Here is a 21,886-nt window from a genome sequence, read left to right on the forward strand (position 1 = left end):
CCCGGTCGGGGCTCGCTCATGCCCACGATGGCACGATCCGTACCCGCGGGCATGTCAGGAGGGCGACGGGGCGCGTCCCGCGGACCGGTGGTCGCCCGGCCGCAGCATCTGGCTCGCGGCCAGCTTCCGGTAGAGGGGGTTCGCGGCGAGCAGTTCCTCGTGCCGCCCCTGGCCGACCGTGCGGCCCCGGTCCAGGACGACGATGTGGTCGGCGTGCCGCACCGTGGACAGACGGTGGGCGACGACCAGCAGGGCGCGCTCCCGGGCCATGTCCTTCATCACCGTGGTCAGCGCCGCCTCGTTGATCGAGTCCAGGTGGGAGGTCGGCTCGTCGAGCAGCAGCAGCGAGGGACGGGCGAGCAGGGCCCGGGCCAGCGCCACGCGCTGGCGTTCGCCGCCCGAGAGGGTGCCCCCGCGCTCGCCGACCACGGCGTCCAGGCCGCCGGGCAGCCGGTCGACGACCTCCTCGAGCCGGGCCAGCTCCACCACCCGCCTCAGCTCCGTCTCCGGGGCGTCGGGCACGGCGTAGGCGATGTTCTCCCGCAGGGTGCCGTGCACGACGTGGGTGTTCTGGTCCACGACGGCGATACGGCGCCGGCACGCGTCACGGCCGAGTTCGACGGCCGGCCGGCCGTCGAAGAGCACGGCGCCCGCATCCGGCTCGTAGAAGCCCGCGACCAGCGCGAAGACGGTGCTCTTCCCGGCACCCGAGGGGCCCACCAAAGCGACCTGCCGACGCGGGGCCACGGCGAAGGACACGCCGCGCAGCACCGGCCGGTGCGGTTCGTAGCCGAAGTGGACGCCGTCCAGGGCGAGCGCGGGCTGCTCGCCGGCGCCCGGCGCTTTGGGACGGGGCCGGGCGCGCACCCGTGCGACGGCAGGACCGGTGGACTCGACGGGAAGGCGCATCACCTGCTCGACCCGCCGGTGGGCGCCCATGCCGCGCTGGATCTGGCCCACCGCGTGGAACACGGAGGACAGCGGCAGGACGAGGTACGAGGCGTACAGCAGGAAGGCGACGAGGTCGCCCAGGGAGCCGGACCGCCCGCCCGCGCGCAGGCCGCCGACGACGAGGACGAGGAGGAAGGAGCCCTGGACGGCGAGTTCGACGGCGGGGCTCATCACGGAGGCGAGCTTCGCGGTGCGCACGCCCGCGTCGTGGGCCTCCTCCACCCGGGCCCCCACCCGGGCCGACTCCCGGGCCTCGGCGCGGTGCACCCGGACCATGGGCAGGGCGCCCAGCGCCCGCTCCAGGTCGGCGGCGACGGCGCCGATCGCGTACTGCATACGCTCCGAGGCGCACCGGATCGCCTTGAGCAGCGAGGTGACGACACCGGCCGCGACGGCCACGGTCAGGGCCACGAGAAGCAGCAGGAAGGGGTCGAGCCACGCCATCAGCAGGAGCGCCCCGGCGGCGACGATGCTCCCGGTCACCAGGTCGGCCAGGGCCTGGGAGACGGCCTCGCGCAAGAGGGTCGTGTCGGTGGTGACGCGCGAGACGAGGTCGCCGCCGCGGTGGCGGTCGTACGCGCGCATCTCCAGCCGGAGCAGCCGGTCGACCAGGCCGAGCCGGAGCTGTCGTACGACGCCCTCGCCCATGCGCTCCAGGAGGAACCGGCCCACCGAGCCGGTCACGGCCTCGGCGGCGAACAGCGCGCCGAGCAGCCCCAGCAGCGGCCAGACGACCTGTCCGCGGCCGCTCGCGTCCACGGCCTGCCGGGCGACGAGCGGCTGGGCCAGCCCGAGGGCGGAGCCCGCGAGGGTCAGCAGGACCGCCAGGCCGATGGCCCGACGGTGTCCGGCGGTGAGGCGGTGGAGCGTACGGAGCGCCGTCCGGGTGGACCGGTCCTCGCCCGACGACTCCGGGGAGCCGGCGGATCCGTTCCGCGGCCCGGTACGCGTGGGCCGGCCGGGGGACGCGGGGGCGTCGGCCGTCGGTCCGTCGGGGGCGGGGCGGCCGGTGGCCGGCGGGCCGGCGGGGCGGTCGGTGGCCGGGCCGTCGGGGACGGGACGGCCGGTCATCGGACCGGTGGGCGGGAGGGCGGTTCGACGGAGACCAACCGGGCGAAGTAGCCGTCGGGCACGCCCTCGCCGACCGGGCGGCCCTCGGCCTCGATCCAGGCGTGCGCGGCGAAGGGCGGCACGACCCGGACCCCGGCGCACCAGGTCGGCCACGTCCCCCGCAGCCGGCACAGCAGCGTGGCGCCCAGGGAACGGGGCAGACACCCCTTCGGACCGGTGCAGCGCAGACTGACCGCGCACAGGGCGTCGCGCGCGGCCTGCGCCTGGACGGTGGTGGCGGGCGCCGCGCCGCGCCGCAGCAGGTGCAGCACGACGCGGATGCGGCGCGGCGGCAGCAGGGCGAGCACGGCGGCGGGCACCAGGACCAGCCGGGCGGCCAGACGCAGTCCGAGCGGCACACCGGCGGGGCGTTCCAGCGCGCTGGGGGTCGTCATGAGGCCAGTCCCGCCGCGCACAGGTCACCGACGAGCGCCTCGACGTCCCGCAGGGCCTGCGCCCGCTCGACGTCGAACTCGCGGACCAGCGCGGCGGCCGCGTCGGCGACCTCGCCGCCGTCCAGCAGGGTCCGCACCACCAGCGTGGCGGTGGGGTTCAACTCCCAGTACGTTCCAGCTTGTTCGTCCAGGAGCACCGTTCCGTAGTCGGTCTCGGCGGTGGAGACGCGGGCGTCGAAACGCAGGGGCATGACATCGCCTTTCTGCGCCGCGGGCGGGGCCTTGCGGCACGCGTGGGGGCTACGGGACACGGGGGCCGGTACGGGCGGGGGAGCCGCCGCGGCTGCGGGCGCGCCCGCGCAGCCACACCTCGGCGGCGATCGTCGAGTAGAGGACGGCGTCGGACAGCCCGGGGGAGGCCGGCCGCCGGGCGAGGCGGCGCAGCTCGGCGCCGTCCACCAGACCGAGCCGTTCCAGCCGGGAGTCCTCCCACAGCGCCAGCAGGTCGGCACGGTTCTCGCGCAGTCCGTCGGCGGCGTCCATGGAGGCCGTGGCCTTGTTCGTCCTGCGCAGGCACGGCTCGGGAACCACCCCGCTCATCGCGGCGGTCAGCACCGGCTTGTACCGGAAGGGCGTGACGCGCTCGGCCGGGCGCACGGCGAGGAACGCCTCGACGACCCGGTCGTCGAAGAAGGGAGAGGCCATGGGCAGACCGGTGCGGGCCGCCATGTGGTCCCACTGCCGGATGACACGCGTGGTGGAGCGGATCTGCTCCAGGTCCGCGTGCATGCCCCGGTCGGGATGCAGCGGGGACGCCGTCGCGGCGGCGTCGAGCAGCGCCCGCCGCGCCAGCCGCTCGGCGTCGGCGGTCACCCAGTCGAACAGGCGCGGGGCCATGCCCCAGCCGAGTCCCGTGGCGACGGACGACGCGGCCGCCGGTTCACGCAGCCGGCCGGTGGCGCCGGCGAGCCACTTCCCGTACGGCCGTGTGTCGGCCAGCGCGCGGACCGTGCCGCCGAGCGGCCACTGCCACAGGGCCCGGAAGCCGCGCAGCTGCCGCAGCGCGTGCAGCGGGCGGGTGCGCAGCAGCCGGTGGTAGTACGCCTCGGAGCACCAGGCCACGTGGTCGCCGCCGATGCCGGTCAGATGGACGCGGCTGCCGCGCGCGGCGAGTCCCGGAAGGTGGCGCAGGGCCCGGGAGCGGTCCATGACGCCGATGGTGGGTTCGTCGAGGACGTCGTCGATGTCCAGCAGGCCGTCGTAGACCAGCGGCGAGGCGTCGGCGTCCCAGACCACGTGCTCGACGTCCGGGAGGTGCCTCGCGGCCTGCTCGGCCCAGTGCAGGTCGGTGTCCGCCGGGTCGCGTCCCGGCCACGTGGAGGCCACCACGCGGGCGGGGGAGCGGTCGGCGAGGAAGCAGACGGAGGTGGAGTCCAGCCCGCCGGACAGGTCGCAGCTGACCGTGCCGCCCCGCCGGGTCCGCGCGTCGACGGCGTCCTGGAGCGCCGCACGGACCGGGCCGGCCGCCTCCACCAGCGGTACGACCGGTTCGGGCGGCGTCCACCAGCGTGTGTGCCGTGCGCCGCGCCCGTCCGCCGCGACGACCACCGCCTCCTGCGGGGGCACGGCGGTGACCGCGGGCCACGGGGACGTCTCGTACAGCGGATAGGGGGCGGGCCACAGCAGCCGGACGGCCAGTTCCGCGGGGTCGGGGTCGAGGCCGAGGGCGTCGGCGAGCACGTCGGCCCGGCTGGCGGCGACCCGGGTGCCGGCGACCTCCGCGTGGAAGACCAGCCGGAGGCCGGAGGCGGTGCCCTGGACCCGGATCCTCCCGTCGAGGGCGGCCACCAGGTGGAAACTGCCCGGCAGGGAACGGGCCAGCGCGTCGACCTCGGCGAGGTCGCGCAGCCGGGCCGCCCGGTGCCGCAGTTCGTCCGCTTCCACGGGGCAGCAGCCGATGACCGCCAGGGCGGTGTCACCAGCGCGCGCGGTGACGGCCTCGTCGTCGCGCCAGTGGCCGACCAGCCAGGGCCGGCCCGAGGGGTGGTCCACGGTCCGGCAGCCGGGCCGGGCGAGGGAGCGGGCCGCGGCGGCCGCCTCCTCGCGGTCGGTGAGGACCGCGAAGTGCGCCTCGCCGGGGCCCGTCCCCGCACTCGCGTGCAGTGGTGTCATGACGTCGGGGCGGTACCGTCGTCCGTCAGTTCTTGCTCAGGATCAGCCGGTCGTTGCCGGACCGGCCCAGGAGCCCGGTCTCCTTGCGGAACATACCGAGGCGGACGAGGGTCGGCGCTTCGTATGCCTTCTTCATGACTCTCCTCGTGTGCTGGTTGCTCGGCCCGCTCCTCCGGTCGACGTGCCCGTGGCCCATCGGGAGCCCGGGGCGGGGAGCGGTGCGGGAACCAGCTAGCGGCAGAACTGCCGGGCAGGACAAGGAGATCCGAAAAAGTATGACCGTATGAAAGTGCCTGACGATTCCACTTGTGGGCCGGCCCGTGGCGTCCGGTCCGGCGGCGTGAGGGAGGGCGACCCGCTCGGACCTCTGCGCGAAAGAACCTTCCCACCTCGGCTTCGGTGGTGGACCGCCCGCCCGGCACGCCGGTCCTGAGGGAAGGGGGAAGGGGGGAGCCGCCGGGGCGCGTTCACGGTCCTCCGGCGCGTACCGCGCCCCTCCGTTTTGATGCGGACGAAGGAGCGAAGGGCGCTCTCACATGGTTCGGCGGGCCGTCAGGACCCGGTGACCCGCGTCCGTGACGGCCGCCGTGTGTTCCACGGGGGTCGCGCGGGTGCCGTCGTCCGTGCGCAGGGTCCAGCCGTCCGGGCGGTGCGGTACGTGCCGGTGCCGCCCGCGACCGGCAGGGACTCGATCGCGAACACCATGCCGTGCCGCAGCGGCATACCCCGCCCCGGACGGCCCTCGTCCGGCACGCCCGGCCTGTCGACGGACGACCCGGCGGGGCTTTGCGCCCCGACGACGCCGGAAGCGACGGTCGCCGCCCGGCTGCGGTGGGCTCACCCACCGGAGTGCTGAAACACGATCGACCCAGCGGGTTCACGACGATGGTCTTGGCAAGGCCGCCCGAGAGGCTTACGTTCGTCCCTCTACGGTCCTCTCTACGGCGTAGAGGCTCTGACGTCGCGTCGAAGGAGCAGCTCATGGCCAACGTCGTACGTGCCGCTCTGGTCCAGGCCACCTGGACCGGGGACACCGAGTCCATGCTGGCGAAACACGAGGAGCACGCCCGCGAGGCGGCCCGGCGGGGCGTGAAGGTCATCGGTTTCCAGGAGGTGTTCAACGCCCCCTACTTCTGCCAGGTCCAGGACCCCGAGCACTACCGCTGGGCCGAACCCGTGCCCGACGGGCCGACCGTCCGCCGGACGCGGGAACTGGCCCGCGAGACCGGCATGGTGATCGTCGTGCCGGTGTTCGAGGTCGAGCAGTCGGGCTTCTACTACAACACCGCCGCCGTGATCGACGCCGACGGCACCGTCCTCGGCAAGTACCGCAAGCACCACATCCCGCAGGTCGAGGGCTTCTGGGAGAAGTTCTACTTCCGGCCCGGCAACCTCGGCTGGCCGGTCTTCGACACCGCCGTCGGCAAGGTCGGCGTCTACATCTGCTACGACCGTCACTTCCCGGAGGGCTGGCGGCAACTCGGCATCAACGGCGCCCAGCTGGTCTACAACCCGTCCGCCACGCACCGCGGCCTCTCGTCCCACCTGTGGCGGCTGGAGCAGCCGGCGGCGGCCGTCGCGAACGAGTACTTCGTCGCCGCCATCAACCGGGTGGGCGTGGAGGAGTACGGCGACAACGACTTCTACGGCACCTCGTACTTCGTCGACCCGCGCGGGCAGTTCGTCGGCGATGTCGCCAGCGACAGCAAGGAGGAACTCGTGGTCCGTGACCTGGACTTCGACCTCATCGATGAAGTGCGGCAGCAGTGGGCCTTCTACCGCGACCGCCGCCCCGACGCCTACGAGGGGCTGGTGCGGCCGTGACCGACGACCTGCTGGGCCGCCACCGGTGCGTGCTCCCCGACTGGCTCGCCCTCTACTACGAGGAGCCCATCGAGATCACCCACGGCGAAGGGCGCCACGTCTGGGACTCCGACGGCAACCGCTACCTCGACTTCTTCGGCGGCATCCTCACCACCATGACCGCCCACGCCCTGCCCGAGGTCACCAAGGCGGTGAGCGACCAGGCCGGGCGGATCGTCCACTCCTCCACCCTCTACCTCAACCGGCAGATGGTGGAACTCGCCGAACGCATCGCCCAGTTGAGCGGCATCCCGGACGCCCGGGTGTTCTTCACCACCTCCGGCACCGAGGCCAACGACACCGCCCTGCTGCTCGCCACCGCCTACCGGCGCAGCAACACGGTCCTGGCCATGCGCAACAGCTACCACGGCCGCTCCTTCGGCTCGGTCGGCGTCACCGGCAACCGCGGCTGGTCCCCGACCTCGCTCTCCCCGCTCCAGACGCACTACGTCCACGGCGGCGTGCGCACCCGGGGCCCGTTCGCCGCGCTCGACGACTACGACTTCGTCGCGGCCTGCGTCGACGACCTCAAGGACGTCCTCGGCCACATCCGCCCGCCCGCCGCGCTGATCGCCGAGCCGATCCAGGGCGTCGGAGGCTTCACCTCGCCGCCCGACGGACTGTACGCGGCCTTCCGCGAGGTGCTGCACGAGCGGGGCGTGCTGTGGATCTCCGACGAGGTACAGACCGGCTGGGGCCGCATCGGCGAGCACTTCTGGGGCTGGCAGGCGCACAGCCGCAGCGGGCCGCCCGACATGCTGACCTTCGCCAAGGGCATCGGCAACGGCATGTCCATCGGCGGGGTCGTCGCCCGCGCGGAGATCATGAACTGCCTGGACGCCAACAGCATCTCGACGTTCGGCGGCACCCAGATCACCATGGCGGCCGGCCTGGCCAACCTCACCTACCTGCTGGAGCACGACCTCCAGGGCAACGCCCGCCGGGTCGGCGGCATGCTCATCGAGCGGCTGCGGGCCGCCGCCGCCCAGGTCCCCGCCGTACGCGAGGTGCGCGGGCGCGGGCTGATGATCGGCATCGAGCTGACGAAGCCCGGCACCGACGAGGCCGATCCGGCAGCCGCGTCCGCCGTCCTGGAGGCGGCCCGCGCGGGCGGTCTGCTCATCGGCAAGGGCGGCGGCCACGACACCAGCGTCCTGCGCATCGCCCCGCCGCTGTCCCTCAACGTCGCGGAGGCCGGGGAGGGCGCCGCGATCCTCGAGCGCGCCCTGAGGAGCACGATGTAGCACCGGCCCGTAGGGCTCGTAGAGAGGGAGCACCATGAGCAGCCGTACCGTCATCCGTGGTGGCCTGGTCATCACCGCCTCCGACGAGATCCACGCCGACGTCCTGATCGAGGGCGGCCGCATCGCCGCCCTCGCCGCCTCCGGCACCCCGGCCGCCGACGCCTTCACCGCCGACCGGACCGTCGACGCCACCGGCAAGTACGTCATCCCGGGCGGGGTCGACGCCCACACCCACATGGAGCTGCCGTTCGGCGGCACCTCCGCCTCCGACACCTTCGAGACCGGAACCCGGGCAGCCGCCTGGGGCGGGACGACCACGGTCGTCGACTTCGCCGTGCAGGGCGTCGGCCGGTCCCTGCGCCAGGGCCTGGACGCCTGGCACGCCAAGGCCGAGGGGAACTGCGCGGTCGACTACGGCTTCCACATGATCGTCTCGGACGTCAACGCCGGGACGCTGAAGGAGATGGACCTCCTGGTGGAAGAGGGGGTCACCTCGTTCAAGCAGTTCATGGCGTATCCGGGGGTCTTCTACTCCGACGACGGCCAGATCCTGCGCGCCATGCAGCGCTCCGCCGGGAACGGCGGGCTGATCATGATGCACGCCGAGAACGGCATCGCCATCGACGTGCTCGTCGAACAGGCCCTCGCCCGCGGCGAGACCGCCCCGCGCTTCCACGGCGAGGTCCGCAAGGCCCTCCTGGAGGCCGAGGCCACCCATCGCGCCATCCGGCTCGCCCAGGTCGCGGGCGCCCCGCTGTACGTCGTGCACGTCTCCGCGGCGGAGGCGGTCGCCGAGCTGGCGCGGGCCCGCGACGAGGGACTGAACGTCTTCGGCGAGACCTGCCCGCAGTACCTGTTCCTCTCCGCAGACAACCTCGCCGAGCCGGGTTTCGAGGGCGCCAAGTACGTGTGCAGCACCCCGCTGAGGCCGAAGGAGCACCAGGCCGCGCTGTGGCGGGGCCTGCGCACCAACGACCTCCAGGTGGTCTCCACCGACCACTGCCCCTTCTGCTTCGCGGGTCAGAAGGAGCTCGGCCGGGGCGACTTCTCCAGGATCCCCAACGGTCTCCCCGGCGTGGAGAACCGCATGGACCTGCTCCACCAGGCCGTCCTCGACGGGCACATCTCCCGCCGCCGCTGGATCGAGATCGCCTGCGCCACCCCGGCCAGGATGTTCGGCCTGTACCCGAAGAAGGGCACCATCGCGCCCGGCTCCGACGCCGACGTCGTCGTCTACGACCCGCACGCCGAGCAGGTCATCTCCGCCGGCGCCCACCACATGAACGTCGACTACTCGGCCTACGAGGGCAAGCGGGTCACCGGCCGCGTCGAGACCGTCCTCTCGCGCGGTGTCCCCGTCGTCACCGACCGGGAGTACACCGGGCGCGCCGGACACGGCGTCTACACCCCGCGGTCCACCTGCCAGTACCTCACCTAGGAGAGCCGCGCATGGACTTCGGACTCGTCCTGCAGACCGACCCGCCGGCCTCGAGGGTCGTCAGCCTGATGAAACGCGCCGAGCGGAGCGGCTTCACCCACGGCTGGACCTTCGACTCCGCCGTGCTGTGGCAGGAACCCTTCGTGATCTACAGCCGGATCCTGGCCGGCACCACGACACTGAAGGTCGGCCCGATGGTCACCAATCCGGGCACCCGTGCCTGGGAGGTCACCGCCTCCACCTTCGCCACCCTCAACGACATGTTCGGCAACCGCACCGTCTGCGGCATCGGCCGCGGCGACTCCGCGATGCGCGTCGCCGGGCGCAGGCCCGACACCCTGGCCCGCCTCGGTGAGGCGATCGACGCGATCCGCGACCTCGCCGAAGGACGCGAGGCCGAGGTCGACGGAGAGCCGCTGCGGATCCCGTGGGTGAGCGACGGGAAGCTGCCCGTCTGGATGGCCGCGTACGGGCCCAGGGCGCTCGCTCTCGCCGGGCGCAAGGCCGACGGCTTCATCCTCCAGCTCGCCGACCCGTACCTGACCGAGTGGATGGTGAAGGCCGTACGCGCCGCGGCCGTGGAGGCGGGACGCGACCCGGCGTCCGTCACCGTCTGCGTCGCCGCCCCGGCGTACGTCGGCGACGACCTGGCGCACGCCCGCGAACAGTGCCGCTGGTTCGGCGGCATGGTCGGCAACCACGTCGCCGACCTGGTCGCCCGCTACGGCGAGCGCTCCGGCCTGGTCCCCGAGGCGCTGACCTCGTACATCAAGGGACGGCGCGGCTACGACTACAGCCACCACGGGCGGGCCGGAAACCCGTCCGCGGACTTCGTCCCCGACGAGATCGTCGACCGGTTCTGCCTGCTCGGCCCGCCCGGGGCGCACATCGAGAAGCTGCGGGCGCTGCGCGAGCTGGGCGTGGACCAGTTCGCCGTGTACGACATGCACGACGCGCAGGAGACGACGATCGACGCGTACGGCGCGGAGATCATCCCGGCGCTCGGCCGCTGACCGGTGCCCCTTCCCGAAGCGGACTACGGCCGGGCGGTGGGTCCCGCGGCGTCGCTCGTCGGGTACGTCGCGCCGATGGCGGGCCACCGGCGCGCGTGAGCGTACGGAGGGCTACCGTGCCGTGCCGAAGTCCTGGGTCCAGTAGGAGCCGGGCTGCGCGAGACCGACACCGATCTCCTTGAACCCGCAGTTCAGGATGTTCTCCCTGTGGCCGGGACTGTTCATCCAGCCGGTCATCACCTGCTCGGGGGTGGAGTAGCCGTAGGCGACGTTCTCGCCGTAGGTGCTCCAGCTGTAGCCGGCGCGGGTGATGCGGTCGCCGGGTGAGGAGCCGTCCGAGCCGGTGTGCGACATGGTGCCGCTCGCCGCCATGTCCTCGCTGTGGTCCTGCGCGGCCCTGGCCAGGGTGGAGTTCGCCTTCACCGGGGAGCAACCGGCCTTGGCGCGCTCGGCGTTGACGAGCTCCACGACCTCGGCGACGGCTCCGGAGGCACGGGCGGCGTCCGTCGCGGCCGGGCTCGGCGCGGTGGCGGTGGGCTTCGGGGCGGGTGTGGTGGGCTTCGGGGTCGCGGTCGTGGGCTTCGGGGCGGGTGTGGTGGGCTTCGGGGTCGCGGTCGTGGGCCTGGAGGCGGCTGCCTCGGGGACCTTCGTCCCGGGCTCGTGCGACGGCTCCGTGTCGCTGCGCTCCGGCGTGCCGGACTTCGAGGCGCTCGCGGTGGGGATCGGCGTGTGCGACGGCAGGGCGGTGGACTCGCCGTGCTGCCGACCGCTCCACTGGCTGTACCAGTCGGGGCCGCCCCACCTGCCCTCGGAGCCGGACGCCGTGTCCCGGCCCCGCCCCTGTCCGTCACCGGACCAGTCCGTACAGGCCATGGCGACCGAGGGTATGCCTATGACGCCCATGGCGACCGCCGCGACGACCGTCCGCCGGTACTGCTTCTGATGACGATGCTTTCCCATGCGTGACCTCACCTCTGCTGTCCGGAGGCTGGTCATTCTCGGGAGGTTCCGGCACCGGACGCAAAGAGTTCTCTTACTACCGTGCTTCGTAGACCCGCGGGGGGCTTGCGGCGGGCCGGAGGGCGTGCCACCCGGTCCGAGGCGGGACCTTCGGGACGCCTGCCGTCCCGTCAGAAAGCCTCCCGCCGTGAAGAGGCGGCGGCCGTCGGCCTCCCGTCCGGACGCCCCCCGCCCCGCCCCTTCCCGCATTCACGGCAAGACGGACAAGTCCCCCATGTCGGCGGGGCGGTTTCTACTAAGCGACCCGCGCAGATCGTCGACAGCAGTGACGGATGTCACGGAATAATCAATTCCGTCCCTTCTCCAGCGCCGCCACCGCCTCTTTCGCGGCCTTGATGGCGCCCTTGTTGATCTCGTCCGTGCCCGGCGCCTCCTTCGACTCGAAGTCGCTGCCGTTGTACGTCACGATCACCAGGGCGTTGGAGGCGCGGGCCACCACCACGCCCTCACGCGTCTGCTGCTTGTCCTCGGTGGTGAGGTCCACGACGGAGTACGCCGCGTCCCCGAGCCCGGGGACCGCGCCCCCGCCGCTCCTGTCCTCCACCCGCCCCCGGTAGGACCGTTCCGCCGCCTCGTCCGAGTCCAGCACCTCGAAGGAGACGTCGAGCCAGCGGTACTCGTAGCCCTTGAGCGCGTTCCAGGAACAGGTGCGGCGCAGATCCGGGTCCGTGGACGGTATCTCCTTGCCGGTCGCCTTGGCGCCCGGGACAAGGGACTCGACGGTCTCCTCGGCGACGCTGCCGCACGGCGCCGGCGCGGCGTCGTACGTCTTCACCGCCTGCGTCTGCGAAGGGACGGAGGGGGAGGGGGTCTCCGTCTTCCCGGCCGGCTGGTCCGCGGCCTCCTGCGGGGCGTCCGTCGGGCCGGAGGACAGTGCCCAGCCGGCCGCGGCGAGGACGATGACCGGGGACAGGCGCGCGGTCAGGGCGACCGGCAGAGGAAAGGAACGCACGGCGCACTCTTCGTGGGGGACGGTGCGGAGGGAGTCCGCACAGCGGACGGGACGTCAGTGTCACACGCATCGTCGTGGTGCGGAAAGGGCCAACTCGCTCCGTAGGGGAGCGGTGACGGGGGCGTACCGTCCGCTGTGCCGTCTTGTCTCAATTATCCCCGTGAAGAGGTGATTTGCGTCCGTCAGGGCACGCGCGCGGTCCACTCCTCGGTGGCGAACTTCGTCCGCACCAGTTCCTCCGCGCGGGCCGTCTCCTCCGCCGTGACTTCGCCGGTGGTCAGCCCGTAGCGGTTGCGGAAGGAGGCGACCATGTTCTCGATGACCTGCTCCCGCGCGAGGCCCGTCTGCCGGCGGAGCGGGTCGACCCGCTTCTTGGCGCTCCTGGTGCCCTTGTCGGACATCTTCTCCTTGCCGATGCGGAGCACCTCGAGCATCTTGTCGGCGTCGATGTCGTAGGACATCGTCACGTGGTGGAGGACGGCTCCAGGGCCGCCATCGGGGCCGACCACGCGCTTCTGGGCCGCACCGGCAATCTTGCCGGCCTCGGTGGCGATGTCGTTCAGGGGTTGGTACCAGGCCTTGATGCCCATGTCGCCGAGTGCGCCGAGCACCCAGTCGTCGAGGTAGGCGTAGCTGTCCTGGAACGACAGCCCCTGCACCAGCGCCTCCGGCACCGACAGCGAGTACGTGATGGTGTTGCCGGGTTCCACGAACATCGCGCCGCCGCCGGAGATCCGGCGCACCACCTCGACGCCGTGCCGCCGGGCGCCCTCGGCGTCGACCTCGTTGCGCAGGGACTGGAAGCTTCCGATGATCACTGCGGGGGCTCCCCACTCCCACACCCGCAGCGTCGGCGGACGCCGGCCCGCGGCGACCTCGGCGGTCAGCACCTCGTCCAGCGCCATGTGCAGGGCGGGGGGCTGCGGACCCGCGTGGATCACCTGCCAGTCGTAGTCGGCCCAGTCGGTGGCGTGCGCGAGCGCGCGGCGCACCGCGATGCCGACCCCCTCCGGGGTGAGCCCGTACATCACGGTCCCCTCGGGGAGGGCCGCGTCGATCCGCGCGGCCAGGCCGACGGCGTCGGTGTCGGCGGGGGCGCCGTCCAGGGCACGGTTCACGGCGTCCAGCGCCTCGTCGGGTTCCAGGAAGAAGTCGCCCGCCACACGCGCGCGGCGCAGCACGCCGTCCTCCACGTCCACGTCCACGACGACCAATTTGCCGCCGGGAACCTTGTACTCACCGTGCACCGCTCCGCCTTTCGTTCTACCGCCGGGGCAAACACCGACGGGGGCGGTGATGTTCCCCGCGGGCGCGCACAGCGTGGTCGTGGACACCGCCATCACCGCCCTGACCAGGGCCTTCGCGACCGTTCCCGCCTCCTGACCGGCGGCCGGCGCGGGAGGAGCGCCGGTTAGCCTGAATGGCATGCGTGTCATCAGGAACCTGCCGGCACTCGCCGCGGGTGAGGGGGACGTGCCCTTCGTGATCCAGGGGTACGAGGAGGTCGTCGCCGCCGACACCACGTGGAACGAGCACTCGCACCCCTGGCACGAACTCCTCTGGAACGAGTACGGCACGTCCACCGCCGTGGTCGGTTCCCAGGTGTGGTGCATCACGCCGACGCTGGGGCTGTGGATGCCGGCGGGGCAGTTGCACTCCGCCTCCGCGGTCGCCGGGACCTCCTACCGCGCCCACTTCTTCCGGCACGGCACACGGTCGGCACTGCCCGACGAGCCGGTGGCCGTGGAGATCACCCCTCTGCTCCGGCTGCTTCTGGAGCGGCTCGGGGAAACCGACCTGCCGCCGCGCTCCAGGGCAGTGGCCGAGGCGATGGTGCTCGACGTCCTGCGCCCGTCGCCCCGGGCGCTGCTGGTGCACCTGCCCACCTCCGCGCTGCTGCGGCCGATCGTGGACGTCGTCCGGGCCGATCCCGCCGACCAGCGCACGCTGACCGGCTGGGCCACCGCCCTCGGGTGCAGCGCCCGCACGATCACCCGCGCGTTCCGGAGCGAGACGGGCACGAGCTTCGCCCGCTGGGTCGCCTCGGTGCGGGCCCAGCACGCCGTGCACCTGCTCTCCCTCGGCTTCGAGGTCGACGTGGTGGCCGACGCGGTCGGCTACCGCTCGGCGAGCGCCTTCGGGGCCGCGTTCCGGCGGACGACCGGCATGACTCCCGGCAGGTTCCGGGCGCGCTGACGGGCCCGTCGCACCGGGGAGCGCGCACCGCTCCGTGTCCCGATCGCTACAAGGGCTGTCGAGAAAGCTCGATTGATCGGCGCGCTTCCACTCCATACGCTGTTCAGGCAAGCCTTACCTAACTTGCTGTAGCAAGTCTGGTGCCCCGCTCCACAACCCGCGGCCCCCGGTTCCGGTCCGCAGGTGTGGGCTCCGGCACCCCGGACCGAAAGTGGAACACGGTCGATGAGAACCCCACGCCTTCGCGCGATCGCCCTCGCGGCGGCCCTCCTGTTCGGACTCACCGCCTGCGGCGGGTCCGGCGACACCCATGACGACAGCGGCACCGCCGGTGCCGGCGCCAAGGGTTCCGGCCAGTTCCCGGTGACGATCAAGCACGCTCTCGGCACCACGGTCATCCCCGACGAGCCGAAGCGCGTCGCCACCGTGAACTGGGCCAACGACGAGGTCCCGCTCGCCCTCGGCGTCGTCCCCGTGGGCATGGCCAAGGCCAACTTCGGCGACGACGACGGCGACGGCGTGCTGCCCTGGACCGAGGAGCGGCTCGAGGAACTCGGCGCCAGGACACCCGTCCTGTTCGACGAGACCGACGGCATCGACTTCGAGGCCGTCGCCGACACCAGGCCCGACGTCATCCTCGCCTCGTACTCCGGACTGACCGAGCAGGACTACGAGACCCTCAGCCGGATCGCCCCCGTCGTGGCCTACCCCGAGGCCCCCTGGGCGACCCCGTGGCGCGACATCATCCGCTTCAACAGCAAGGCCATCGGACTGGCCGACGAGGGCGACGAACTGATCGCCGACCTCGAGGGGCAGATCGAGAAGACCGCCGCCAAGTACCCCCGGATAAAGGGGAAGACGGCGATGTTCATGACGCACGTGTCGTCCAAGAACGTCAGCCAGGTCGGCTTCTACACCACCCACGACACCCGCACCCAGTTCTTCACCGACCTCGGTATGAAGATCCCCGCCAGCGTCTCCGGGCCGTCCGAGTCGACCAAGAAGTTCGTCCTCACCAAGAGCGCCGAGCACATCGACGACTTCAACGACGTCGACGTCATCACCGGCTACGGGGACGACAAGGGCGAACTGCTGAAGGCCCTCGAGGAGGACCCGCTCACCTCCAAGCTGGCCGCCGTCGAGCGGGGTTCCCTCTACCTGCTGCCCGGCAGCACCCCGCTGGCCACCGCCGCCAACCCGACCCCGCTGGCCATTCCGTACGTCCTGGAGGACTACGTGAAGGCGCTCGCCGAGGCCGCGGACAAGGCAGCGTGACCGTCACCGAGACCCCGCCCGCGCCGGACACCGCCCTGCTGCGGCGCCCGGCGCGCGTGCGCGTCACCTGGCTCCTCGTTGTCGTCGCGGTCCTGTTCGCCGTGATGACCGCCTCCCTCGCCTTCGGCTCCCGCGTCGTCGCCTGGACCGACGTCTGGGCGGCGCTCGGCGGGGCGGAGGGCACCCTGGAGGAGGCGGCGGTCGCCAACCGCGTACCGCGCACCCTCCTCGCCGTGACCGTGGGCGCCGCCCTCGGTCTCTCCGGCGCGGTCATGCAGGGCGTCACCCGTAATCCGCTGGCAGATCCCGGCATCCTCGGCGTCAACATGGGCGCCTCGCTCGCCGTGGTCACCGGCGTCGCGTACTTCGGCCTGGCGTCGGTGTCCGGATACATCTGGGCGGCGATGACCGGAGCGGCCGTGACCGCAGGGTTCGTGTACGCCGTCGGCTCGCTGGGGCGCGGCGGCGCCACCCCGCTGAAGCTGGCCCTCGCCGGTGCCGCCACCGCGGCCGCGCTCGCCTCGCTGGTCAGCGCCGTCGTCCTGCCGCGCAACGACATCTCCGACACCTTCCGGCTGTGGCAGATCGGCGGCGTCGGCGGCGCCACCTACGCACAGCTCGGCAGCGTCCTGCCGTTCCTCGCGGCCGGCTTCGTCATCTGTCTGGCCTCCGCCCGCGCCCTCAACTCCCTCGCCCTGGGCGACGAGCTGGCCGCCGGACTCGGCGAGCGGGTGGCCCTCGTGCGGGCGGTCGCCGCGCTCGGCGCGGTCGTGCTGTGCGGCGCGTCCACCGCCGTCGCCGGGCCGATCGCCTTCGTCGGACTCGTCGTACCGCACGCCTGCCGCCTGCTGGCCGGCGTCGACCACCGGTGGACACTGCCGTTCTCCGCGCTCAGCGGTGCCGTCCTGCTGACGGTCGCCGACGTGGTGGGCCGGGTCGTGGCCCGGCCGGCCGAGATCGAGGTGGGCATCGTGACCGCGATCATCGGCGCCCCCTTCTTCATCCACATCGTCCGCCGGCAGAAGGTCAGATCCCTGTGAGCACCCCCGTCGACACCGTCCCGCCGGCGCAGCGCACGGTCACCCGCGTCCGGGTCCGCCGCGCGTACCGGCGCCGGCTGATCGTCTGCGTCCTGCTGCTCCTCGCCGCCGCCGCCTTCGTCACCTCGCTCATGGCCGGGCACACCTTCTACCCGGCCTCCGACGTGCTGCGCGTGGTCATGGGCGAGCAGGTGCCGGGCGCGTCCTTCACCGTCGGTACGCTGCGGCTGCCGCGGGCGGTGCTCGCCCTGACCGCCGGATTCTCCTTCGGCATGGCCGGTGTCACCTTCCAGACGATGCTCCGCAACCCGCTCGCCAGCCCCGACCTCATCGGCATCAGCGCGGGCGCGAGCGCGGCGGCGGCCGTCGCCATCGTCACCTTCTCGCTGAGCGAGACCCAGGTGTCCGTGCTGGCCATCACCGCCGCGCTCGGGGTGGCGCTGCTGGTGTACGTCCTCGCCTTCCGCGACGGGGTGGCCGGCACCCGGCTCATCCTGATCGGCATCGGCATCGCCGCCCTGCTCGACAGCGTCACCTCCTACGTCCTCTCCCGGGCCGGCGAGTGGGACCTCCAGGCGGCGATGCGCTGGCTCACCGGCAGCCTCAACGGCACCACCTGGGCGGAGACCGTGCCCACCGTCCTGGCCGTGCTGGTGCTCGCCCCGGTGCTGCTGTTCCAGGGCCGCAACCTGAGCGCGCTGAGCCTGGGCGACGACACGGCCTCCGCGCTCGGCGTCCGCGTCGAGCACACCCGCGTCGCGGTCATCGTCGCCGCCGTCGGGCTCATCGCGTTCGCCACGGCGGCGGCCGGACCGATCGCCTTCGTCGCGTTCCTCTCCGGCCCGATCGCCGCCCGGATCACCGGAGCCGGCGGCTCCCTGCTAGTCCCCGCCGGCCTGGTCGGCTCCCTGCTCGTCCTGGTCGCCGACTTCACCGGCCAGTACGCCTTCGACACCCGCTACCCGGTGGGCGTCGTCACCGGCGTCCTCGGCGCCCCCTACCTCGTCCACCTGATCATCCGCACCAACAGGGCCGGAGGCTCACTGTGACCGCGTCCCACACCCTCGCCACCGAGGACCTCGCACTCGGCTACGGCGACCGCGCCGTCATCGAGGGCCTGGACCTGACTCTCGCGGCCGGACGGATCACGGTGATCGTCGGCGCCAACGCCTGCGGCAAGTCGACACTGCTGCGCTCGATGTCCCGGCTGCTGGTTCCGCGTGCGGGCCGGGTCCTTTTGGACGGCAAGGAGGTCCACCGCACCCCCGCCAAGGAACTCGCCCGCACCCTCGGCCTGTTGCCGCAGTCACCGGTCACTCCCGAGGGCATCACCGTCCTCGACCTGGTCGGCCGGGGCCGCCACCCCCACCAGCGGGCCTTCTCCCGCTGGACGGCGCAGGACGACGCCGCGGTCGCCGCCGCGCTGGAGGTCACCCGGACGACGGAACTGGTGGACCGGGCGGTCGACGAGCTCTCCGGCGGCCAGCGCCAGCGCGTGTGGATCGCGATGGCGCTGGCCCAGCAGACCGACCTGCTGCTGCTCGACGAGCCCACCACCTTCCTCGACATCAGCCACCAGATCGAGGTCCTCGACCTGCTGACCGACCTCAACCGGACCCGCGGCACCACGATCGTCATGGTCCTGCACGACCTCAATCTGGCCGCCCGCTATGCTGATCGGCTGGTAGCCCTGGCGTCCGGGCGACTGCACGCCGCCGGAACACCCGAGGAAGTGATGACCGAGGAGACCGTCCGGGCCGTGTACGGCATGGACAGCCGCGTCATCGAGGACCCGGTCTCGGGCAAGCCCCTCGTCCTCCCGATCGGACGCCACCACTCGACGTCCGCGGACGCCGAAGCCGCGTCCCCGCAGCACGCGGCCAGGAGTCGCTGAACCATGATCAATAAGCTCGGTGCAGTGCTCCCCGACCTCACGCCCTGGCGCTCCTCGCGCGACTTCCGCCTCCTGTGGGTGCAGGGTCTGGTCACCTACCTCGGCAGCGTGATGGCACTGATCGCGCTGCCGCTCCAGATCAAGGAACTGACCGGCTCACCGCTCGCGGTGGGCGCGATGGGCGCCGTCGAACTGGTGCCGCTGGTGGTCTTCGGCCTGTACGGCGGGGCACTCGCGGACGCGGTCGACCGGCGCAAGGTCATCGTGCTCACCGAGGCGGGCCTCGGACTGCTGGCCCTCGTCCTGCTGCTGAACGCGCTGCTGCCGCGCCCCATGCTGTGGCCGCTGTACGTGGTGGCGGCCGGAGTGGCGGCACTCGCCGGACTCCAGCGCCCCGCCCTGGACTCGCTGCTGGCCCGGATCGTCCCGCACGAGCAGCTCGCCGCCGCGGCCGCGCTCAACGCCCTGCGCTGGCAGGCGGGCGCGATCGGCGGACCCGCGCTGGCCGGACTCGTGGTGGCGTACGCGGGCAACGTCCCCGCCTACGCCACCACCATGGTCTGCTTCTGCGCGTCGGTCCTGATGTGCCGCCGGCTCTCGCCCGTGCCGCCCGTCGAGCACGCCGCCAAGCCGTCGTTGCGCGGCATCGCCGAAGGGGCCAGGTACGCCTGGTCGCGGCCGGTGCTGCTGGGCACGTACACGGTGGACCTGGCGGCGATGTTCTTCGCCTTCCCCAACACCGTCTTCCCCTTCCTCGCCGACGAGCTCGACGCCGACTGGGCGCTGGGCCTGATGTACTCGGCGGGCGCCGTCGGGTCGCTGCTGCTGAGCCTGACCAGCGGCTGGGTCTCCCGGACGCAGCGGCACGGCCTGCTGGTGGTGTTCGGCGCCGCCGGCTGGGGCCTGGCCATGGCGGCGGCCGGCTGGACGTCGAACGTCTGGCTGGTGCTGGTGTTCCTCGGCCTGGCGGGAGCGGGGGACATGCTGAGCGGTCTGGGCCGCTCGACCATCTGGAACCAGACCATCCCCGACCGGCTGCGCGGCCGGCTCGCCGGTATCGAGGTCCTCTCCTACAGCGTCGGCCCCCAGCTCGGTCAGGTCCGCGCCGGGGCGATGGCCGGCTGGACCGGCGCCCGCCCGGCGATCTGGACCGGCGGCCTCGCCTGCGTCGCCGCGGTGGGCCTGCTCGCCGCCGCGCTGCCCAGGCTCATCAGCTACGACGCCCGCACCGACGAGGACGCCCGCCGCCGCGCCGCCGAGGGCACCGGACCCCCGCCGGACCACGAGGACATCGGGTCCCCGCCGGACCACGAGGACATCGGTGCCGATCGGTAGCCTGCCGACTGTTCAGGACCGAACGGTTCGACGACGTCGCCTGCTCGCGCGAACACCGAGGTGAGACATGCGGTTCACGACCCGCCCCACCCTCCAGGGCACCTTCGGCATGGTGTCCTCCACCCACTGGCTGGCCTCGCAGTCGGCGATGGCCGTGCTGGAGGACGGCGGCAACGCCTACGACGCCGCCGTGGCCGGAGCCTTCGTCCTGCACGTCGTCGAACCGCACCTCAACGGTCCGGCCGGTGAGGTGCCGATCCTGCTCGCACCGGCCGGCGGTGAGGTGAGGGTGCTGTGCGGGCAGGGTGTCGCCCCGGCCGGGGCGACCGTCGCCCACTACAAGGGGCTCGGTCTGGACCTCGTCCCCGGCACCGGGCCGCTCGCCGCGGCCGTGCCCGGCGCCTTCGACGCCTGGATGCTCCTGCTGCGCGACCACGGCACCAAGGCCCTCGCCGACGTCCTGAAGTACGCCGTCGGGTACGCCGAGGACGGGCACCCGCCCGTGGAGCGCGTCGGCGGGACCGTCGAGACCGTACGCGAACTGTTCGAGACGGAGTGGACATCCTCGGCCGAGGTGTACCTGCCCGGCGGCCGGCCCCCGCGCCCCGGTGAGCTGCTGCGCAACCCCGTCCTCGCCGCCACCTGGAGGCGTCTGCTCGCCGAGGTCGCCGGGGCGGGCGACCGGGAGGCGCAGATCGACGCCGCGCGGGAGGTGTGGCGGACCGGGTTCGTCGCCGAGGCGCTGGTCCGGCAGGCCGGGCGCCCGACCATGGACACCAGCGGGGAGCGCCACGCCGGCACGCTGACCGCCGCCGACCTCGCCGGCTGGTCCGCCACCTACGAGACCCCGGTGACGTACGACTGGAACGGCTGGACCGTGTGCAAGGCCGGCCCCTGGAGCCAGGGCCCGGTCCTGCTCCAGCAACTCGCCCTGCTGCCGCCGGAACTGCCCCGCTACGGCTCCGCCGAGTACCTGCACCTGCTGATCGAGGGCTGCAAACTCGCCATGGCCGACCGCGAGGCCTGGTACGGGGACGCGGCCGAGGTGCCGCTCGGCGACCTGCTGTCGGCCGGGTACAACGCCGAGCGGCGGACCAGGATCGGCCCCCGCGCCTCCTACGACCTGCGGCCCGGCAGCCCCGGCGGGCGCACCCCCCGGCTGAGCGCCCACGCGCGCGTGGTGGCCACCGACGAGCCCGGCGCCGGTCCGATGGGCGTCGGCGAGCCCACCGTCGCCAGGAGCCCCACGTCCCCCGTGTCCGGCGAACCCGACGTCTCCGCCGACGGCGGCACCCGCGGCGACACCTGTCACCTGGACGTCGTCGACCGCTGGGGCAACATGATCGCGGCCACCCCCAGCGGCGGCTGGCTCCAGTCCAACCCCGTCGTGCCCGAACTGGGTTTCCCGCTCGGCACCCGGCTGCAGATGACGTGGCTGGAGGAGGGCCTCCCCAACACCCTCACCCCCGGCCGCCGCCCCCGCACCACCCTCACCCCGTCCGTGGCCCTGCGCGACGGGGTGCCCGTCATGGCGTTCGGCACGCCCGGCGGGGACCAGCAGGACCAGTGGCAGCTGCACTTCCTCCTCGCGGTCGCCCTGCGCGAGCGGGTGCGCGGCGGGCTCGACCTCCAGGGCGCCGTCGACGCCCCCAACTGGCACAACGACAGTTTCCCCGGCTCCTTCTACCCGCGCGGCATGCGCCCCGGCAGCGTCACCGTCGAGTCCCGCACGGACCCGGCGGTGGTGGCGGAGCTGCGCCGCCGCGGCCACGAGGTGATCGTCGGCGACGCCTGGTCGGAGGGCCGGCTCTGCGCCGTCGCCCGGGACCCGGCCACCGGCGTCCTCTCCGCGGCGGCCAACCCGCGCGGCCAGCAGGGCTACGCGGTGGGCCGCTGAGCCCACGGCGCCGCGGGCGGGCACCACGTTTTCATCCCGATTCCACCGGGAGTGCGCCGGACGGGTGGGGATTGTCGGTGGCGCGTGCTCT

The 21,886-nt window shown here is 73.0% G+C and carries 19 protein-coding genes and 1 pseudogene; 11 read left to right on the forward strand and 9 right to left on the reverse strand.

What is annotated here, in order from left to right; all coding sequences use genetic code 11:
• Nucleotides 1-54 precede the first annotated feature (54 nt).
• From KYY02_RS20730 to KYY02_RS20755, 6 genes and pseudogenes are all read right to left on the reverse strand, one after another.
• Nucleotides 55-2,022, reverse strand: a complete 1,968-nt coding sequence (locus tag KYY02_RS20730; RefSeq protein WP_371240003.1) for an ABC transporter ATP-binding protein — start codon at nt 2,020-2,022, stop codon at nt 55-57.
• Nucleotides 2,019-2,456, reverse strand: a complete 438-nt coding sequence (locus KYY02_RS20735) for a lasso peptide biosynthesis B2 protein (RefSeq protein ID WP_371240005.1) — start codon at nt 2,454-2,456, stop codon at nt 2,019-2,021. Before KYY02_RS20735 ends, KYY02_RS20730 begins: the two co-directional genes overlap by 4 nt.
• Nucleotides 2,453-2,707 carry a lasso peptide biosynthesis PqqD family chaperone gene (locus KYY02_RS20740; protein WP_371240007.1) on the reverse strand — a complete coding sequence of 85 codons (255 nt, stop codon included), beginning with the start codon at nt 2,705-2,707 and terminating at the stop codon, nt 2,453-2,455. The genes KYY02_RS20735 and KYY02_RS20740 overlap by 4 nt, the downstream gene beginning before the upstream one ends.
• Before the next feature lie 49 nt (nt 2,708-2,756).
• The gene (locus KYY02_RS20745) at nt 2,757-4,628 is read right to left on the reverse strand and encodes a lasso peptide isopeptide bond-forming cyclase (protein ID WP_371240009.1); all 1,872 of its coding nucleotides are present in this window, start codon (nt 4,626-4,628) and stop codon (nt 2,757-2,759) included.
• Between the two features lie 25 nt (nt 4,629-4,653).
• Entirely contained in the window at nt 4,654-4,764 is a 111-nt protein-coding gene (locus KYY02_RS20750; protein WP_371240011.1) for a keywimysin-related RiPP, read from the reverse strand.
• A gap of 396 nt (nt 4,765-5,160) precedes the next feature.
• Nucleotides 5,161-5,387 (reverse strand): annotated as a pseudogene (locus KYY02_RS20755) (type I methionyl aminopeptidase); the annotation flags it as partial.
• Between the two features lie 222 nt (nt 5,388-5,609).
• Between KYY02_RS20755 and KYY02_RS20760 the strand changes: the two are divergent.
• The 4 genes from KYY02_RS20760 to KYY02_RS20775 are packed head-to-tail and all read left to right on the forward strand — an operon-like array spanning nt 5,610 to nt 10,186.
• Nucleotides 5,610-6,452 (forward strand): nitrilase-related carbon-nitrogen hydrolase, encoded by an 843-nt coding sequence (locus tag KYY02_RS20760; RefSeq protein ID WP_371240013.1) that lies wholly within the window; start codon nt 5,610-5,612, stop codon nt 6,450-6,452.
• Nucleotides 6,449-7,735 (forward strand): aspartate aminotransferase family protein, encoded by a 1,287-nt coding sequence (locus KYY02_RS20765; protein ID WP_371240015.1) that lies wholly within the window; start codon nt 6,449-6,451, stop codon nt 7,733-7,735. Before KYY02_RS20760 ends, KYY02_RS20765 begins: the two co-directional genes overlap by 4 nt.
• Before the next feature lie 34 nt (nt 7,736-7,769).
• Nucleotides 7,770-9,173, forward strand: a complete 1,404-nt coding sequence (gene hydA / locus KYY02_RS20770) for a dihydropyrimidinase (RefSeq protein ID WP_371240017.1) — start codon at nt 7,770-7,772, stop codon at nt 9,171-9,173.
• Between the two features lie 11 nt (nt 9,174-9,184).
• A complete protein-coding gene (locus KYY02_RS20775; protein WP_371240019.1) occupies nt 9,185-10,186 on the forward strand; it encodes a TIGR03842 family LLM class F420-dependent oxidoreductase in 1,002 nt (333 codons plus the stop codon).
• A 111-nt stretch (nt 10,187-10,297) separates the two neighbouring features.
• Here KYY02_RS20775 and KYY02_RS20780 read toward each other — a convergent pair whose 3' ends face one another.
• The 3 genes from KYY02_RS20780 to lplAB all read right to left on the reverse strand — a co-directional run bounded on the left by KYY02_RS20780 (nt 10,298) and on the right by lplAB (nt 13,405).
• Nucleotides 10,298-11,146 carry a CAP domain-containing protein gene (locus tag KYY02_RS20780; RefSeq protein ID WP_371240021.1) on the reverse strand — a complete coding sequence of 283 codons (849 nt, stop codon included), beginning with the start codon at nt 11,144-11,146 and terminating at the stop codon, nt 10,298-10,300.
• Between the two features lie 346 nt (nt 11,147-11,492).
• A complete protein-coding gene (locus KYY02_RS20785) occupies nt 11,493-12,158 on the reverse strand; it encodes a hypothetical protein (RefSeq protein WP_371240023.1) in 666 nt (221 codons plus the stop codon).
• Between the two features lie 182 nt (nt 12,159-12,340).
• A complete protein-coding gene (gene lplAB, locus KYY02_RS20790) occupies nt 12,341-13,405 on the reverse strand; it encodes a lipoate-protein ligase LplAB (RefSeq protein WP_371240109.1) in 1,065 nt (354 codons plus the stop codon).
• A 178-nt stretch (nt 13,406-13,583) separates the two neighbouring features.
• Here lplAB and KYY02_RS20795 point away from each other — a divergent pair, with 178 nt between their 5' ends.
• The 7 genes from KYY02_RS20795 to KYY02_RS20825 all read left to right on the forward strand — a co-directional run bounded on the left by KYY02_RS20795 (nt 13,584) and on the right by KYY02_RS20825 (nt 21,795).
• A complete protein-coding gene (locus KYY02_RS20795) occupies nt 13,584-14,354 on the forward strand; it encodes a helix-turn-helix transcriptional regulator (RefSeq protein ID WP_371240025.1) in 771 nt (256 codons plus the stop codon).
• Nucleotides 14,355-14,579: 225 nt separating this feature from the next.
• Nucleotides 14,580-15,629 (forward strand): iron-siderophore ABC transporter substrate-binding protein, encoded by a 1,050-nt coding sequence (locus KYY02_RS20800; protein ID WP_371240027.1) that lies wholly within the window; start codon nt 14,580-14,582, stop codon nt 15,627-15,629.
• Entirely contained in the window at nt 15,626-16,669 is a 1,044-nt protein-coding gene (locus tag KYY02_RS20805) for a FecCD family ABC transporter permease (RefSeq protein WP_371240029.1), read from the forward strand. The genes KYY02_RS20800 and KYY02_RS20805 overlap by 4 nt, the downstream gene beginning before the upstream one ends.
• Nucleotides 16,666-17,718 carry a FecCD family ABC transporter permease gene (locus KYY02_RS20810; protein WP_371240031.1) on the forward strand — a complete coding sequence of 351 codons (1,053 nt, stop codon included), beginning with the start codon at nt 16,666-16,668 and terminating at the stop codon, nt 17,716-17,718. Before KYY02_RS20805 ends, KYY02_RS20810 begins: the two co-directional genes overlap by 4 nt.
• Nucleotides 17,715-18,563 (forward strand): ABC transporter ATP-binding protein, encoded by an 849-nt coding sequence (locus KYY02_RS20815; protein ID WP_371240033.1) that lies wholly within the window; start codon nt 17,715-17,717, stop codon nt 18,561-18,563. The genes KYY02_RS20810 and KYY02_RS20815 overlap by 4 nt, the downstream gene beginning before the upstream one ends.
• A gap of 3 nt (nt 18,564-18,566) precedes the next feature.
• Nucleotides 18,567-19,898: an MFS transporter gene (locus tag KYY02_RS20820; protein WP_371240035.1), complete on the forward strand. Its 1,332-nt coding sequence runs from the start codon at nt 18,567-18,569 to the stop codon at nt 19,896-19,898.
• A 67-nt stretch (nt 19,899-19,965) separates the two neighbouring features.
• Nucleotides 19,966-21,795, forward strand: a complete 1,830-nt coding sequence (locus KYY02_RS20825) for a gamma-glutamyltransferase family protein (RefSeq protein ID WP_371240037.1) — start codon at nt 19,966-19,968, stop codon at nt 21,793-21,795.
• Nucleotides 21,796-21,886: the final 91 nt, after the last annotated feature.

The sequence above is a fragment of the Streptomyces pimonensis genome, assembly GCF_041380215.1.
GTDB classification, from domain to species: Bacteria; Actinomycetota; Actinomycetes; order Streptomycetales; family Streptomycetaceae; genus Streptomyces; species Streptomyces pimonensis.